This window comes from Bradyrhizobium sp. Kon37, from assembly GCF_055807535.1.
Genome location: NZ_JBVVOY010000005.1, coordinates 42,832 through 57,834 on the forward strand (window position 1 = coordinate 42,832; position 15,003 = coordinate 57,834).

Genomic DNA, 15,003 nt, shown 5'->3' on the forward strand with positions numbered 1-15,003 from the left:
GCATTATTGCATATAACGCAATGATGAAGTGTCAAGCCGGCTGATTGTTTTAGCCGGCGGAAGGTCCATCTTACATCGCGAAGACGCAAGGACGCGCCGGGATTTCAGGAGATGGTCCGATGACGGAAACTCAGACCTACGCCAGCGACGTGGCATTCACGCCGGCGGTGAAGTCGATCCAGACCCGAAAGGGATCACGCGAAGGCTATGCCCATGCCGAGCAGCGCGGCTGGCGCACCGAGGTCGATGAGAACCTCGCGGCGTTTCTGGCCGATGCCAACAGCTTTTATCTTGCCACGGCTTCGGCCGACGGCCAGCCCTACATCCAGCATCGCGGCGGCCCGAAGGGCTTCTTGAAGGTGCTGGACAAGCAGACGCTGGCTTTCACGGACTATGCCGGCAATCGTCAATACATCACGCAGGGAAATCTGTTCGAAAATCCCAAGGCCTACATCTTCGTGATGGACTACGCCCATCGCCGCCGGGTGAAGATCTGGGGCGAGGCGAGGGTGGTCGAGGATGACGAGGCGCTGACGACATCACTGATGCCGAAAGGCTATCGCGCCCGGCCGGAGCAGGTGATCCTGTTCAAGATCGAAGCGTGGGATACAAACTGCCCGCAGCACATCCCCCAGAAGTTCGAAGCGACCGATGTGGCAGCGGCGCTGGCGGCAAGGGATGCGAAAATAGCGGAGCTGGAAGCAGAGGTGGCGGCGCTGAAGGGGGAGAAGGGGGCGAGTTGAGCTTACCTGCCAACGAAAGCTAGAGCGGCTTGTGCGGCGTACCCTCTCCCCTTGCGGGAGAGGGTGGCTCGTCGCGGAGCGACGAGACGGGTGAGGGGTTCTCTCCGCGAATGAAGCGCTTTCCGTTTGGATGGATACCCCTCATCCGGCGCTTCGCGCCACCTTCTCCCGCAAGGGGAGAAGGGAAGAGGAGTTGACTGCGCACTACAACCCGCTCGCGCCTTCGTGCTGGAAGCCGAGATAGCTGGCGGCGACGCGCTCGTTTGCCGCGATGTCGCTGGCCTTGCCGCTGAGCACGAACTCGCCGAGCTCCATGACATAGGCCTGATCCGCGATCTTCAATGCGGCCTGCGCGTTCTGCTCGACCAGCAGCACGGAGACGCCGGCGGCGCGCAGTTCAGTGACGATGCGGAAAATGTCGGCGACGATGATCGGGGCGAGGCCGAGGCTCGGCTCGTCCAGCATCAGGAGCTTGGGCTCGCCCATCAGCGCGCGGCCCATTGCGAGCATCTGCTGCTCGCCGCCGGAGAGCGTGCCGGCGAGCTGCTTGCGCCGTTCCTTGAGCCGCGGAAACAGCGTGTAGACCCGCTCCATCGAGGTTTTCGCCTTGCTTCTCTCGATGCGGAAAGCCCCCAACTCGAGATTGTCCTCGACATTCATGGTCACGAACAATTCGCGGTGCTCGGGAACGAGGCCAAGTCCCATGGCGACGCGGTCCTCGATGTCGAGCCGCGACAGGTCCTGACCTGCGAATGCCACGCGCCCCTTCAGCGGCAAGATCCCCATGATGGCGGAGAGCAGCGTGGTCTTGCCGGCGCCGTTGGCGCCGACGATGGTGACGATCTGGTTCTGGCCGACTTCGAGCGAAACCGAACGCACGGCCTCGACCTTGCCATAGGCGACATGGGCGTCGGCGACGGACAACAGCGCGCTCATGCCGCCACTCCGAGATAGGCCTTGATCACTTCGGGATTGGTCTTGATCGTGGCCGGCGTTCCTTCGGCGATCTTGGTGCCGAAATCGAGCACCACGATGCGGTCGGCGAGGTTCATGACGAAGCCCATGTCGTGCTCGACGAGCAAGACGCTCATGCCGCCGTCGCGCAGCTCCCGCAGCAGGCTCGCGAGCTGCTGCTTCTCCATGTGGCGCAGGCCGGCCGCCGGCTCGTCGAGCAGCAGCAGCATCGGATCGACGCACAACGCACGAGCGATCTCGACGATCCGTTGCTGTCCCAGCGAGAGCGAGCCTGCGAGCTGATGCATCTGCTCGCCAAGTCCGACGCGCTCGATCTGGCGGGCGGCTTCGGCGAGCAGCTTTGCCTCATCAGTGCGGTCGAGCCGCAGCATCGAGGAGATCGGTCCCGAATGGCCGCGCAGATGCGCGCCGATCGCGACATTCTCCAGCACGGTCATATCAGGCACCAGCTTGACGTGCTGGAAGGTGCGGGAGATGCCGAGCTTGACGATCTCCTGCGGCGGCGCCCTGTCCACCTTGTTGCCGAGCACGGAGATCGAGCCCGAGCTGGCCGACAGCACGCCGGTGATCAGGTTGAAGGTGGTGCTCTTGCCTGCGCCGTTGGGGCCGATCAGCGCGACGATCTCGCGAGCCTGAACGTCGAAGGAGACGTTGTTCACCGCGACCACGCCGCCGAATTGCTTCCGCGCCTTCTCGACCTGAAGCAGGACGCTGGATTGGCCAGGCGAGCGGGTGCGCTGCTCCAGTTTCAGCGAAGTGTCCGGCTTCTTGCCACTGGTACGCTGGGGCAGGAACGACATCAGCCAGGGCCAGACGCCGCCGGGTGCGAGCTGGAGCAGCGCCACCAGCATGATGCCGAACACGATGGTCTCGACCTGGCCGGAGCCGGGCAGGATCAGCGGCAGGTAACTCTGCAGCACTTCCTTCAGGACCACGACGAGCGCCGCACCGAGGACGCCGCCCCAGACATAGCCGGCGCCGCCGACCACGGCGATAAAGAGATACTCGATGCCCGCCTGCGCGCCGAACGGCGTCGGATTCACCGCGCGTTGAAGATGGGCATAGAGCCAGCCGGAGAGGCCGGCGAGCACGGCGGCATGGATGAACACCAGCATCTTGGCCCGCGGCGTGTGCACGCCGAACGCCTCGGCCGCGACATGGCCGCGCCGGAGCGCGCGGATGGCGCGGCCGGTGCGGGAGTCCAGCAGGTTCATCGTGAGCAACGCCGAGAGGATCACGGCAACCCAGATCGCGTAGTAGATCGAGCCGGGCGAGAGCATTTTGAACGAGCCGATCGACAGCGGCGGGATCGCCGAAATGCCGTCGTTCCGTCCCAAAAACTCCAGCTTGCTGAAGAGATAGAACAAGCCGAGTCCCCAGGCGAGCGTGCCGAGCGGCAGATAATGGCCGGAGAGACGGACCGTGACGAGGCCGAGCAGCACCGCCAGCAATCCGCTGACCAGCAGCGACAGCGGCAGCGTCAGCCAGGGCGACATGCCGTAGGTCGTCGACAGCACCGCAGTGGTGTAGGCGCCGAAGCCGACGAAGGCCGCCTGTCCGAACGAGGTCAGGCCGCCGACACCGGTCAGCAGCACGAGGCCCATCGCGACCAGGGCGGTGAGGCCGACATTGTCGAGTAGCACGATCCAGAACGGGGGCATGCCCGGAACAAACGGGATCGCCGCCATGACAGCTGCGAAGATGAGGATGGGGAGCCGGCTCTGCATCTTGGCGTCAGTCCTTCTCTTCCTCGACCGCAGGCGCCGCGAGCGAGCGCAGCAGCAGCACGGGAATCAAGAGCATGAAAACGATCACCTCCTTGTAGTTGGAGGCATAGAAGGACGAGAACGCCTCGACGATGCCGACGACCAGCGCCGCGACCGCGGTGAGGGGATAGCTGACAAGCCCGCCGATGATGGCGGCGACAAAGCCCTTCAGGCCGATCAGGAAGCCCGAGTCGTAATACAGCGTCGTGATCGGTACGATCATGATGCCCGACAGTGCACCGATGACGGACGCCAGCAGGAAGGCGATCTGCCCGGACAGCGTGGTGCGGATGCCGACGAGCCGGGCACCGAGCCGGTTCACGGCGGTCGCGCGCAGTGCCTTGCCGTAAAGTGTCAGCCCGAAGAACAGCCACAGCCCGACGATGAAGGCGATGGTGATGCCGTAGACCGTGATGCTCTGGCCGGTGAAGCGCAGCGCGCCGGCGGTGAAAGATCCCGACAGCACGGCAGGTCCGCGCTGACCTTCGGCGCCGAAGAACAAAAGGCCCAAGCCCTGAAGCGCGAGGTGGACGCCCACCGAGGCGATCAGCAGCACCAGTACCGAGGTGTGCGCCAGCGGCTGGAATGCGATGCGGTAGAGAAACAGGCCGATCATCGCCACGATCACCAGCGACAGCGCGATGCACACCGCAACCGGCGGTTTCTGGGCGGCGTAGTAGACAGTCAGCGCCAGTACGATGGCCGGCAGCACGATGTTGGTGAGGGCGCTGCGCAGCACCAGGCGCCCGTGCAACGCCTTGCGCGCAGCGAACAGGTCGAACGCGAAGGCGCCAATGCCGAGGGCGAGCGCGAGTTTCGCCGTGCCCGGCATCTGGCCGGCGGCCAGCGAGGCGTAGGTCAGCGCGCCATAGGTAACGAATTCGCCTTGGGGGATGAGGATGACGCGGGTGACGGCGAACACCAGCACCAGCGCCAGGCCGAGCAGCGCATAAATCGCGCCATTGGTGATGCCGTCCTGCAGCAGGAACAGCATGATGGTGGTATTCAAGACCGGACGCTCCCCCTCAAAGATTCAGGACCGGTCCCCTGATTGTGGTGGACGGTCCGCTCACAGCCATTGAACAGCGCTGACGATATTTGATATGGTCCATAACAATTATCAAATATAACATCAAGGGTGGCGAACGATCCTCCCGAACTTAACGGGATTGCGAGCATGAGGCGATGACCGTTTCCAAAAGCGTTGAAAAGTCCTCTGAAAAACCCGCCGACACAGCCAAGGGCCGCAAGGACGCGGCCGAAGGGCCCGGCGAAGCCCTCCAGCTCGGCGAGCTCTCGGAGCAGCTCGGCTATGTCCTGAAGCGGGCACAGCTCAAGGTGTTCGAGAACTTCCTGCGCTGCGTGGCCTCACTCCAGCTCACGCCGGCGCAGTTCTCCGTGCTGCTGCTGGTCGAGAAAAACCCCGGCCGTAACCAGACCGAGATCGCCTCCACCCTCGGCATCCTGCGCCCGAACTTCGTGGCGATGCTCGACAATCTCGAGAGCCGCGACCTTTGCGCCCGGATCCGCTCCACCAACGACCGCCGCTCGCACATCCTGGTGCTGACCGACAAGGGCAAGGCCGTGCTGGCCCGCGCCAAGAAGCTCGTCGCCACGAAGCACGAGGCGCGGCTGAACGAGGTGCTCGGGCCGTCCAACCGCGAAGCCCTGCTCGGGATGCTCTCGAAGATCGCCAACGAGTTTTGACGGTTGATTGCCTCGGCGACCGGGCTGGCGGCGGTTATGCCGCAGCGAATCGGTCGGGCATGGCAGGTGCTTCCGCGGACAGGAAGCGGCGCTCGATTTCCTCGGCGGGCAAGGGCGGGCTGAACAGATAGCCCTGCATTTCCGTGCAGCCTTCCGCTGCGATCCGGTCCCGTTGCTCCTCGGTCTCCACGCCCTCCGCCGTCGTCGTCATGCCCATCCCGCGCGCCAGTGCCGCCACCGCCCGCACGATGCTGAGGGAGGCCGCATTGTTTTCCACGCCGCTGACGAAAGACCGGTCGATCTTGATCTTGTCGAAGGGGAAGCATTGCAGATAGGTCAGTGACGAATAGCCGGTGCCGAAATCGTCCATGGCGACCTTGATGCCCAGCGCGCGGAGCTGGTGCAGCGTCGCCAGCGTCCCGTTCCTGTCCTGCAGCAGAACGCTCTCCGTGATCTCGATCTCCAGCCGCCGCGGATCGAGGCCCGAGGCCGCCAGCGCGCCGACGATCACCTCCGTCAGGCCCGGCTGGCGGAATTGCACCGCCGAGATATTGACGGCGACGTGCAGATGGTCCGGCCACCGGCTTGCAGTGGCACAGGCCTGCCGGATCACCCATTCGCCGATCGGCACGATCAGGCCGATCTCTTCCGCAAGCGGGATAAAGCTGTTCGGCGCGACCAGTCCGCGCCCTGGATGCCGCCAACGGATCAAGGCTGAAGCCGCTGATCTCGCCGCCGTCGGTCTTCACGACCGGCTGGTAGTGCAGTTCGAACTCGCCGGCGGCAAGTCCGTTGCGCAGGTCCTGCTCCAGCGCGCGACGGCTTTGCGCCTCTTCGCCCATGGCCGGTTCGAAGAAGCAGTGCATGCCGCGGCCGTCGCTTTTCGCGCGATACAGGGCCAGATCGGCATTGTGCAGGAGTTGCTCGGGCGTCGAGCCGTCGCCAGGCGCAATGGCGATCCCGATGCTCGCGCCCACAATAGCCTGGTGTCCGTCGAGCCCGAACGGAGCATTCAGGGTGCTGACCACATCGCGCGCCAGCAGGTCCGCTTCGCTCGAATCGGAAATCGGCGTCTGGAGGATGACGAATTCATCGCCACCCATGCGCGCGACGGTATCGCTGTCGCGCGCGAGCTGCTTGAGGCGGCGGCTGACATCCTGCAGCAGGATGTCGCCGGCCTGGTGGCCCAGGGTGTCGTTGACGGCCTTGAACTTGTCGAGATCGATGTGGTGGATCGCGAACGTCCCGCCCTGTTCGAGCGCCTGCTTGAGGCGCTGACCTAGCACGGCGCGATTGGCGAGGTCCGTCAGCGCGTCGTGGTGCGCCATATGCGCGATCTGCAATTCCGCCCTGCGCTGCTCGGTGATGTCTTCGTGGGTCGCGACCCATCCGAGATCGGGCATCGGTCGGTGCCTGATCTTGAAGGTTCGCCCGTTCCGCATCTCGACGATGCTGTCCATGGCCTCGGCCGACGCGGCGACATCGGTCCGCCATGTGGCGTATTCCTCCCGCGTCATCGCCGGCACGCTGCCGGCTTCGAAGCGCAGGTCGAGGATCTCCTGGAGTGGCGTGCCCGGACGAACGCGGTCGGGCGGCAGGCCGTACATTTCGATATAGTGCGTGTTGCAGACCAGCAGCCGATGGTCGGCGCTGAAGAAGCAAAGTCCCTGCGACATGTTGTTGATCGCGATGTCGAACTGAAAATTGCGTTCCTGTAGCCGCGCGCTGAGCTCTTCGCGCTCTGTAATGTCCTCGTGCGTCGCCATGCCGCCGCCGTCGGGCAGTGGATGGATGGTGTAGGCGATGATTCGGCCGTCGGCGAACTGCTGGACCGTCTGCTCGCTGACGACCGAGCCCTCGGTGCGGGCGCGGACATAGGCGCCGGCTTCTCCGCGAATGTTCAGGCCCAGTTCGAGCCGATGCTGGATCAGGTCCTTGATCGGCGTGCCCGGATGCACCTGGTCGGGCGAGAGCGCGTACATCTCGCGGTAGCGCGGATTGCAGAAAATGACCCTGCGGTCGCTGCCAAAGAGGATGATCCCGAGCCACAGATTATTGGCGGCGCACTTGAGCAGCTCGCCGAGCACGAGCGGATCAATGCTTGCGACCTCCTGATCACTCTCCGCCATGCGCGTTTCCCCCGGGACGACGCGATTAGAGCAGGCGGTGGTGAATGAGCCCAACAATTCGCCCAATTTCGGGGCATGTTCCTGAAACTGCGGCGAATGCGAGGTTAAAGGTGGCGATGCCGCCCCCTGGGAGAGAGGGACGCCGGCGCGAGTTCAGAGATCGTTAACCATGCCGTCGCGCCGAACCGCGCGCAGCGCCGGCGGGATGGCGATGCCGCCGTGTCAGTCGACCAGGATTACCCTGATGTCGTTCACATTGGTCAGCGTGGGCCCCGGCAGCAACAGGTCGCCCGTCGCCTCGAACAACGTCGTCGCGTCGTTGTTGTCGAGATAGGCCTGCGGCTGCAGCCCCTGCGCCGCCATCTTCGCGAACGTCGCCGCGTCGATCAGCGCGCCGGCGGGGTCGGTGGGGTTGCCGGCACCGCCATCGGCGCCGTCGGTGTCGCCGGCGAGCGCGGAGATGTCAGGCGTGTCCTTCAAGAGGGCGGCGAGCGCCAGCGCATACTCCTGGTTCGGGCCGCCGCGGCCATTGCCGCGCACGGTGACCGTGAGCTCGCCGCCGGAGAGGATCGCGACGCGCTTGCCCTGCGCGCGAGCCTGAAGCGCGAGCCTGGCGTGATCGGCGGCAACGTCGCGGGCCTCGCCTTCGAGGTCGGCGCCGAGATCGATCGTCTCGTAACCGGCCTCCTGCGCGAGTTTCACCGCAGCGTCGAGCGATTGCTTCGGACGTGCGATCAATTCGAAATGGGCGCGCGCGAACGCGGCATCACCGGGTTTGCAGCTCTCGTTGGCGGGGTCGTCGAGCGCGCGGCGGACGGCATCGTCGATGTCGAGCTTGTATTTGGCGACGATGGCGCGCGCATCATTGAGCGTGGTCGGATCGGGCACGGTCGGACCCGAGGCGATCGCGGAGGGGTCGTCATGCGGCACGTCGGAGATCGCAAGCGTCACGATCTCGGCGGTATTTTTGCCCGCGCGCGCCAGCCGGCCACCCTTGATCCGCGACAGATGTTTGCGCACGACATTCATCTCGCCGATCGGCGCGCCGGAGCGAAGCAGCGCCTTGTTGACCGCCTGCTTCTGCGCGAAGCTGATGCCGTCCACCGGCGCGATCCAGTTCGCCGAGCCGCCGCCGGTCAGCAGCACCAGAAGCAAATCGTCCGGCCCGCCCTCGGCCGCGAGCGCGAGCGTATCGGCCGCGCCCTTCAGGCCGGCTTCGTCAGGCACGGGATGACCGGCCTCGACCACGCGGATGCGGCGGGTCGGCACGCCGTAGCCGTGACGCGTGGTGGCGATGCCGACGAGGCGCTCCGGTGCGAGCCCGAGCGTGTCGAGATAATGCCGCTCGGCGGCGGCGGCCATGGCGGCCGCGCCCTTGCCGGCGGCGAGACAGATCACGCGTCCCCTTGGCGCGGGCCGCAGGTGCGGCGCCAGTATCGTGCTCGGATGAGCGGCGGCAACGGCGGCGTCGTAGAGCGCGCGGAGCAGGGGGCGTCGGTCGGTCATGACGAAAGGCCTTGAGCGGACAGATAAAGACTGGCGGCAAACGCGCCGCTCACCTGCCTACCGCATCATGCGCCAAAGCGTAAGCCGGCTTCACCATCATTCGATTGTGCAATCGCGTGATCATAATCGACGCGCAAGCAAAAACCCCCTGCGATGGCTCGCAGGGGGTTTTCATCGTCGCGGGTATCAGAAGGTTAGCCGCCGACGTCGGCGCTGATCACGTCACCGAACAGCTCCCACTTGTCGCCCTTGAACTTCTCGAGCTGGAGCTGGCTGATCGGCGCGAAGTCGGTCGGGGAGGTGTTGATCTGCACGCCCGGCAGCAGCACTTCGGTGCGGAAGTTCTTCAGGCTGGCGGCCTGCTTCATGACGTTCGCGCGTGTGAGATCGTCACCGCACTGCTTGAGGACTTGGACCAGGGTCTGCGCCACGCCATAGCCGACGATGGTGCCGTGGTCGAGCTTGTCGCCGTCCGGAAAGTACTTGTTCATGAACGCGACGAAGTCCTTCATGCCGGGATCGCTGTTCCACGCCGGATCCGAAATGTCCTTCAGGTAGTCGGCGGAGATGATGTCCTGCGAGTTCTCGAACCCGGCGGGCTTGAGCACGCTGCCGACGGAGGCCGAGACGTTGTTGAGGAAGTGCAGCGGCTTCCAGCCGATCTCGGCATTCTTCTTGATTGCCTGCGCCGCGAATTTCGGCGTCGTGATGTTCATGAAGACGTCGGCGCCGGTCGACTTCAGCTTGACGATGTGGTTGTCGATGGTCGGCTCGGAGGTCTCGTAGCTCTCCTCCATGACGATCATCGACGCAGCCTTGGCGCCGAGGCCGTCCTTCAGGCCCTTGAGATAATCCTTGCCGTAATCGTCGTTCTGGAACAGCACGGCGATCTTGGCATCCGGCTTGTTCTTGAGCAGCCATTTCGCGTAGATCTGCGTCTCGCTCTGGTAGTTAGGCTGCCAGCCCATGGTCCAGGGGAAATCCTTCGGGTCGTTCCACTTGGTGGCGCCGGTGGCGACGAAGAGCTGCGGCACCTTCTTCGAGTTCATGTATTTGTGGATCGCCGAGTTCGGCGGCGTGCCGAGCGAGTTGAAGATGAACAGCACCTCGTCGCTCTCGACCAGCTTGCGCGCCTGCTCCACCGTCTTCGGCGGCGAGTAGGCGTCATCGTATGAGATGAAGTTGATCTTGCGGCCGTTGATGCCGCCTTCGTCGTTGATCTTCTTGAAATAGGCCGCTTCCGTCCGTCCGATGATGCCGTAGGCGGAGGCCGGTCCGCTGTAGGGCATGATGTTGCCGATCTTGATCTCGGTGTCGGTCGCGCCGGTATCGTATTTCTTCTGAGCCGATGCAGTGGAGGCCGAGGCCGCAATGAGCGCGAGCGCGAGTGACGCGGCCGCAAGTTTGCCGGTGACAGCGGGCATTCCTATCTCCCTATTTTCTTGGTGTGTGTGCGTCCCTTTTCTTGTGTTGCCTGTTTTTGGTGACGCAGCCGCAATTCAATACGATTTACCTGATGCCTTCAACAGAAAGCCCCCGCGGCGGGGGGGCAGGGGCTGCTTCTTTAGTAGTCAGGGACGGGCGTGCGCGCGTGTGCGACTGCGAGAAGGTGCATCCGTCTGAGTTGACGAACCGATCGGGAGCGAGTTTGAGTTGCGCGGCTTCAGTGGCCGAGCTCGCTCGAGATGACGTCCCCGAACAGCTCCCATTTCCGGCCCTTGAACCGCATCATCTGGAGCTGCTCGATCGGGGCGAAATTATCGGCTGCGGTGTTGATCTTGATGCCGGGCAACAGGGTGTCGGGCTCGAAATCCTTCAAGGAAGCGGCCTGCTTCATGACGTTCTCGCGGGTGAGATCGTCGCCGCACATTTGCAGCACCTTCACCATGGTTTGGGCTGCGGCGTAGCCGAACACCACGCCGGCATCGAGCTTGTTGGCCTTGGGATCGTATTTGGCGAGGAAGTTGTAGAACTTCTTCATGCCGTCATCGGCATTCCATTGCGGGTCGGAGCCGTCCTTGGTGTAGCTCGCCGACAGGATCCCTTGCGAGATCTCGAGCCCCGCCGGCTCGAGCACGCCGCCGACCGAGGCCGAGACGTTGGAGATGATGTGGACCGGATGCCAGCCGATCTCGGCCGCCTTCTTGATCGCTTGCGCTGCAAATTTCGGCGTGGTGATGCTGACGAAGATGTCGGCGCCGGAGGCCTTCAATTTCACGACGTGCTCGTCGATTGCCGGCTCCGACGTGTCGTAGCCGTCTTCCAGCACGATCATCGAGGCCTTCGGGCCGAGGCCCTCCTTCAGCCCTTTCAGATAGTCCTTGCCGAAATCGTCGTTCTGATAGAGCAAGCCGATCTTGCCGTCCGGCTTCTCCTTCATGATGTACTTGGCGTAGATGCGCGCCTCGCTGGCGTAGCTCGGCTGCCAGCCCATGGTCCAGGGATATTGCTTCGGATCGTTCCACTTCGAAGCGCCGCTCGCCACGAACAATTGCGGCACCTTCTTCTCGTTCATGTATTTGCGAATGGCGCCGTTGGTGGAGGTGCCGAGCGAGCCGAAGATCAGCAGCACCCCGTCGCTCTCGACCAGCTTGCGGGCCTGCTCCACCGTCTTCGGCGGCGAATAGCCGTCGTCGTAGGAGATGAACTTGATCTTGCGGCCGCCGATGCCGCCCTCGGCATTGATCTTGTTGAAATAGGCTTCCTCGGCCTTGCCGATCGCCGCATAGGCGGAGGCCGGGCCGCTATAGGGCATGATGTTGCCGATCTTGATCTCGGTATCGGAAGCGCCGCTGTCGTATTTCTTCTGCGCCAGGGCCGGGCCGCTCATCGCAGTGCACAACGCGAATGCGGCCAGAACGCCCGCAACCTGAAATCGAACGGCAGTCATCTTTCTCCACCCGGAACGGATCGCCGCCGCATTGAACAAGATTGATGCGGGACGTCAACAAAAAGCCCCCGCGATCGCTCGCGGGGGCTTCTCGAACTGTCGGACTATTGCGTCAGGGTGTCACTCGGTGGCGATGTCGCCGCTGATGATCTCGCCGAAGAGTTCCCACTTCTCGCCCTTGAAGCGCTGCATCTGGAGCTGCGCGATCGGGGCGAAGTCGGTGGGGCCGGTGTTGATCTTGACGCCGGGCAGCAAGGTGTCCGGTGCAAAATCCTTCAACGAGGCCGCCTGCTTCATGATGTTGGCCCGGGTCAGATCGTCGCCGCACATCTCCAGGACCTTGGCCAGCGTCGACGCCGCGCCGTAGCCATAGACCATGCTGGTGTCGGACTTGTCGGCACCCGGCATGTACTTGTCGACGAACTCGTTCCACTTCTTCATGCCGGGGTCGTTGGCCCACTGCGGGTCCGTGGAGTCCTTGGCATAGGCTGCCGACAGCACGCCCTGCGCAGCCTCGAAGCCGGCCGGCTTCATCACGCTGCCGACCGAGATCGACACGTTGGTGAGGATCTGCAGCGGCTTCCAGCTCAGCTCGGCGGTCTTCTTGATGGTCTGGGCCGCGAACTTCGGCGTCGCGTAGATCAGCAGGACGTCGGGATTGGCCGCCTTGATCTTGACGATGTGACCGTCGATCGAGGGCTCGGACACCTCGTAGCTTTCTTCCATGATGATCATGGACGCGCCCTTGGCGCCCAGGCCGTCCTTGGTGCCCTTGAGGTAGTCTTTGCCGAAATCGTCGTTCTGATAGAGGATCGCGATCTTGGCGTCCGGCTTCTCCTTCAACAGCCATTTGGCGTAGATCTGCGCTTCGCTCTGATAGGAGGGCTGCCAGCCCATGGTCCAGGGGAAGTTCTTCGGGTCGTTCCACTTGGTGGCGCCGGTGGCGACGAATAACTGCGGGATCTTCTTGGCGTTCAAATACTTCTGGATCGCGCTGTTCGAGGGCGTGCCGAGCGGGTTGAACACGACGATCACTTCGTCGCTCTCGACCAGCTTGCGGACCTGCTCGACGGCCTTCGGCGGCGAATAGCCGTCGTCATAGGTGACGAAGTTGATCTTGCGGCCGTTGATGCCGCCCTTGTCGTTGATCATCTTGAAATAGGCTTCTTCGGTCTTGCCGATGATGCCATAGGCCGACGCCGGACCGCTATACGGCATGATGTTGCCGATCTTGATCTCGGTATCGGACGCACCGGTGTCGTATTTTTTCTGGGCGAATGCGGCGCCGGAAGTGAGAGTGATGACCGCCGTTGCCGTCACCAGCGCAGCGGTTCGCAGTGTTCTTTCAAAAAACAATTCGGGTCTCCTTGGCTTAATCAACGGATTGTCAGTTCTTTCTGAGCCGGCCGACGAGTTGCTGGCCCATGATAGCGATCTGCCTCGCGCCGTGTGGCACGAGGTAGATGACGGCGAACAGGAGTACGCCGAATACGGCGCCGGAGAGGCCCTTGGAGATGCCCTCCGCCATGTTTGGCACGAAGATGATGAAGGCTGCGCCGACGAACGAGCCGGGCAGCCAGCCGACGCCACCGACGACCATGCCGAGGAACAGCGAGATCGCCAGCGTGATCGTGTAGCTGTCGGGCGCGACGAACTGCACGGCGATGGCGCCAAGCGAGCCGGCAACGCCGGTGATGCCGGCGGACACGCCGAAGGCCAGCGTCTTGTACAGTGCGACGTTGACGCCCATCGAGGAGGCCGCGATCTCGTTGTCGCGGATCGCCATGAAGGCGCGGCCCGAGCGGGAGCGCAGCAGGTTGACCGAGAAGATGTAGATCGCGAGCACGACGGCGAGCGAGAAGTAGTAGAGCCAGGTGTCCTGCGACATCGGCAGCCCGAACGGTGCGTCGGGCTTGGTGACGACGAGGCCCTGCACGCCGCCCGTCCAGTGCTCGAGGAAGTTCAGCTTCAAGAGCTGCGGCATCGCGGTGGCAAGCGCAAAGGTCGCCAGCGCGAGATAGACGCCCGACAGCCGCAGCGCCGGCTTGCCGAACAGGTAGCCGAATCCGAAGCAGACCGTGGCGGAAATCGGAATGGTCAGCGCATAGTTGACGTTGAAGTACTCCATCAGCACCGCCGACGTATAAGCGCCTACGGCGTAGAAGGCGCTCTGGCCGAGCGAAAACTGGCCGGAGCCGCCCGTCAGGATGTTCAAGGCCAGCACCGCGAGTCCGTAGATCAGGAGCATCGTCATCTGGAAGATGATGAAGTTCTTGACGAACACCGGCACGACCAACAGCACCGCCAGCACCAACAGGGAGGTGCCCGTGCCTAGCGTCATCGCCCGCTTCGGAACCGCCTCGACGGCCGGGGCTTCCGTGACGACGTCTTCTGCAGCGCTCATGATCAAACTCGCTTGACGATTTGCCGGCCGAACAGGCCAGCGGGTTTGACGACCAGGACGGAAATGATCAGCGCGAGCGCGATCGGAAGCTTCAACTCGTTGCCGACGCCGGGAATGTAGGTGCCGGCGAGGTTTTCGAAGACACCGACCAGGAAGCCGCCGACCACGGCACCGAACGGGCTGGTCAGTCCGCCGAGCACCGCTGCGGCGAAGCCGTAGATCAGCACGCCGCCCATCATGTTGGGCTCGAGGAACACGACCGGTGCGATCAGCATGCCGGCGATCGCACCGATCGCGGACGCCATGCCCCAGCCGAGCGCAATCATCCAGCTCGTGTTGATGCCGACCAGCCGTGCCGATTCAGGCACGGAGGCGGCCGCGCGCATGGCGAGACCGATCTTGGTGTACTGGAAGAAGAAGTAGAGGCCGAGCAGCAGCAGCACCGTCACGCCGATCATGCCGGCCTGGTGGGTCGAGATCAGCTGGCTGCCGAGGAACGGCGAGGAGCCGAAGGGAGTCGGATACTGCTTGATGGTGAAGTCCCAGATCAGGCCGGCGGAGGAGTTGATGATCGCGAACAGCGCGATGAAGCCGGCGACGTTGGTCAGCACCGGCGCCTTGGCGAGCGGCTTGAACAGGATGCGCTCGATCGCGATGCCGCCGACGAAGGATAATGCCAGCGTGATCACGAAGGCGGCCCAATAGGGAATGCCCCATTGCATCAGCTGCCAGGAGATGAAGGTCGAGAACATCGCCATCTCGCCCTGCGCGAAGTTGAGATGGTCGATCGCCTGGTAGATCATGACAACGGCGAGCGCCATGCAGGCGTAGATCGCGCCCGTGGCGATGCCGGCCAGCACTTGGTTGGTGAACAGCTCCATCG

At 63.7% G+C, this 15,003-nt stretch carries 12 protein-coding genes and 1 pseudogene; 2 read left to right on the plus strand and 11 right to left on the minus strand.

Annotation, left to right across the window (positions count from 1 at the left end):
* Positions 1-119 precede the first annotated feature (119 nt).
* Positions 120-743 carry a pyridoxamine 5'-phosphate oxidase family protein gene (locus AC0L3J_RS13760; RefSeq protein WP_473347351.1) on the plus strand — a complete coding sequence of 208 codons (624 nt, stop codon included), beginning with the start codon at positions 120-122 and terminating at the stop codon, positions 741-743.
* Positions 744-947: 204 nt separating this feature from the next.
* On the opposite strand, the gene AC0L3J_RS13765 is transcribed toward AC0L3J_RS13760, so the two are convergent.
* The 3 genes from AC0L3J_RS13765 to AC0L3J_RS13775 are packed head-to-tail and all read right to left on the minus strand — an operon-like array spanning position 948 to position 4,493.
* Complete coding sequence (locus tag AC0L3J_RS13765) at positions 948-1,679, minus strand: ABC transporter ATP-binding protein (RefSeq protein ID WP_473347352.1); 732 nt, start codon at positions 1,677-1,679, stop codon at positions 948-950.
* Positions 1,676-3,445 (minus strand): branched-chain amino acid ABC transporter ATP-binding protein/permease, encoded by a 1,770-nt coding sequence (locus AC0L3J_RS13770; protein WP_473347353.1) that lies wholly within the window; start codon positions 3,443-3,445, stop codon positions 1,676-1,678. Before AC0L3J_RS13770 ends, AC0L3J_RS13765 begins: the two co-directional genes overlap by 4 nt.
* Positions 3,446-3,452: 7 nt before the next feature.
* Positions 3,453-4,493 carry a branched-chain amino acid ABC transporter permease gene (locus AC0L3J_RS13775; protein WP_473290285.1) on the minus strand — a complete coding sequence of 347 codons (1,041 nt, stop codon included), beginning with the start codon at positions 4,491-4,493 and terminating at the stop codon, positions 3,453-3,455.
* 176 nt (positions 4,494-4,669) lie between these two features.
* On the opposite strand from AC0L3J_RS13775, the gene AC0L3J_RS13780 reads away from it, so the two are divergent.
* Positions 4,670-5,191: a MarR family winged helix-turn-helix transcriptional regulator gene (locus AC0L3J_RS13780; RefSeq protein ID WP_473347354.1), complete on the plus strand. Its 522-nt coding sequence runs from the start codon at positions 4,670-4,672 to the stop codon at positions 5,189-5,191.
* 34 nt (positions 5,192-5,225) lie between these two features.
* Here AC0L3J_RS13780 and AC0L3J_RS13785 read toward each other — a convergent pair whose 3' ends face one another.
* The 8 genes and pseudogenes from AC0L3J_RS13785 to AC0L3J_RS13820 form a co-directional block, all read right to left on the minus strand.
* Positions 5,226-5,903, minus strand: coding sequence for a putative bifunctional diguanylate cyclase/phosphodiesterase (locus tag AC0L3J_RS13785; RefSeq protein ID WP_473347355.1), 678 nt, complete (start codon positions 5,901-5,903; stop codon positions 5,226-5,228).
* Between the two features lie 211 nt (positions 5,904-6,114).
* Positions 6,115-7,320, minus strand: a pseudogene (locus AC0L3J_RS13790) (PAS-domain containing protein); the annotation flags it as partial.
* Positions 7,321-7,542: 222 nt separating this feature from the next.
* A complete protein-coding gene (locus AC0L3J_RS13795) occupies positions 7,543-8,826 on the minus strand; it encodes a glycerate kinase type-2 family protein (protein ID WP_473347356.1) in 1,284 nt (427 codons plus the stop codon).
* A gap of 194 nt (positions 8,827-9,020) precedes the next feature.
* Entirely contained in the window at positions 9,021-10,250 is a 1,230-nt protein-coding gene (locus AC0L3J_RS13800; RefSeq protein ID WP_007599704.1) for an ABC transporter substrate-binding protein, read from the minus strand.
* A 239-nt stretch (positions 10,251-10,489) separates the two neighbouring features.
* On the minus strand, positions 10,490-11,716 hold the full coding sequence (locus AC0L3J_RS13805; protein ID WP_473347357.1) for an ABC transporter substrate-binding protein: 1,227 nt from the start codon (positions 11,714-11,716) through the stop codon (positions 10,490-10,492).
* A 120-nt stretch (positions 11,717-11,836) separates the two neighbouring features.
* A complete protein-coding gene (locus AC0L3J_RS13810; protein WP_473347358.1) occupies positions 11,837-13,072 on the minus strand; it encodes an ABC transporter substrate-binding protein in 1,236 nt (411 codons plus the stop codon).
* A gap of 31 nt (positions 13,073-13,103) precedes the next feature.
* The gene (locus tag AC0L3J_RS13815; protein WP_456766354.1) at positions 13,104-14,120 is read right to left on the minus strand and encodes a branched-chain amino acid ABC transporter permease; all 1,017 of its coding nucleotides are present in this window, start codon (positions 14,118-14,120) and stop codon (positions 13,104-13,106) included.
* Positions 14,121-14,122: 2 nt separating this feature from the next.
* Positions 14,123-15,001 carry a branched-chain amino acid ABC transporter permease gene (locus tag AC0L3J_RS13820; RefSeq protein ID WP_007599708.1) on the minus strand — a complete coding sequence of 293 codons (879 nt, stop codon included), beginning with the start codon at positions 14,999-15,001 and terminating at the stop codon, positions 14,123-14,125.
* Positions 15,002-15,003: the final 2 nt, after the last annotated feature.

Excerpts from the sequence above, each read along its gene's own strand:
- AC0L3J_RS13760 (WP_473347351.1), top strand. The coding sequence starts at position 120 with ATGACGGAAACTCAGACCTACGCCAGCGACGTGGCATTCACGCCGGCG.
- AC0L3J_RS13765 (WP_473347352.1), bottom strand. The coding sequence starts at position 1,679 with ATGAGCGCGCTGTTGTCCGTCGCCGACGCCCATGTCGCCTATGGCAAG.
- AC0L3J_RS13770 (WP_473347353.1), bottom strand. The coding sequence starts at position 3,445 with ATGCAGAGCCGGCTCCCCATCCTCATCTTCGCAGCTGTCATGGCGGCG.
- AC0L3J_RS13780 (WP_473347354.1), top strand. The coding sequence starts at position 4,670 with ATGACCGTTTCCAAAAGCGTTGAAAAGTCCTCTGAAAAACCCGCCGAC.
- AC0L3J_RS13795 (WP_473347356.1), bottom strand. The coding sequence starts at position 8,826 with ATGACCGACCGACGCCCCCTGCTCCGCGCGCTCTACGACGCCGCCGTT.
- AC0L3J_RS13800 (WP_007599704.1), bottom strand. The coding sequence starts at position 10,250 with ATGCCCGCTGTCACCGGCAAACTTGCGGCCGCGTCACTCGCGCTCGCG.
- AC0L3J_RS13805 (WP_473347357.1), bottom strand. The coding sequence starts at position 11,716 with ATGACTGCCGTTCGATTTCAGGTTGCGGGCGTTCTGGCCGCATTCGCG.
- AC0L3J_RS13815 (WP_456766354.1), bottom strand. The coding sequence starts at position 14,120 with ATGAGCGCTGCAGAAGACGTCGTCACGGAAGCCCCGGCCGTCGAGGCG.
- AC0L3J_RS13820 (WP_007599708.1), bottom strand. The coding sequence starts at position 15,001 with ATGGAGCTGTTCACCAACCAAGTGCTGGCCGGCATCGCCACGGGCGCG.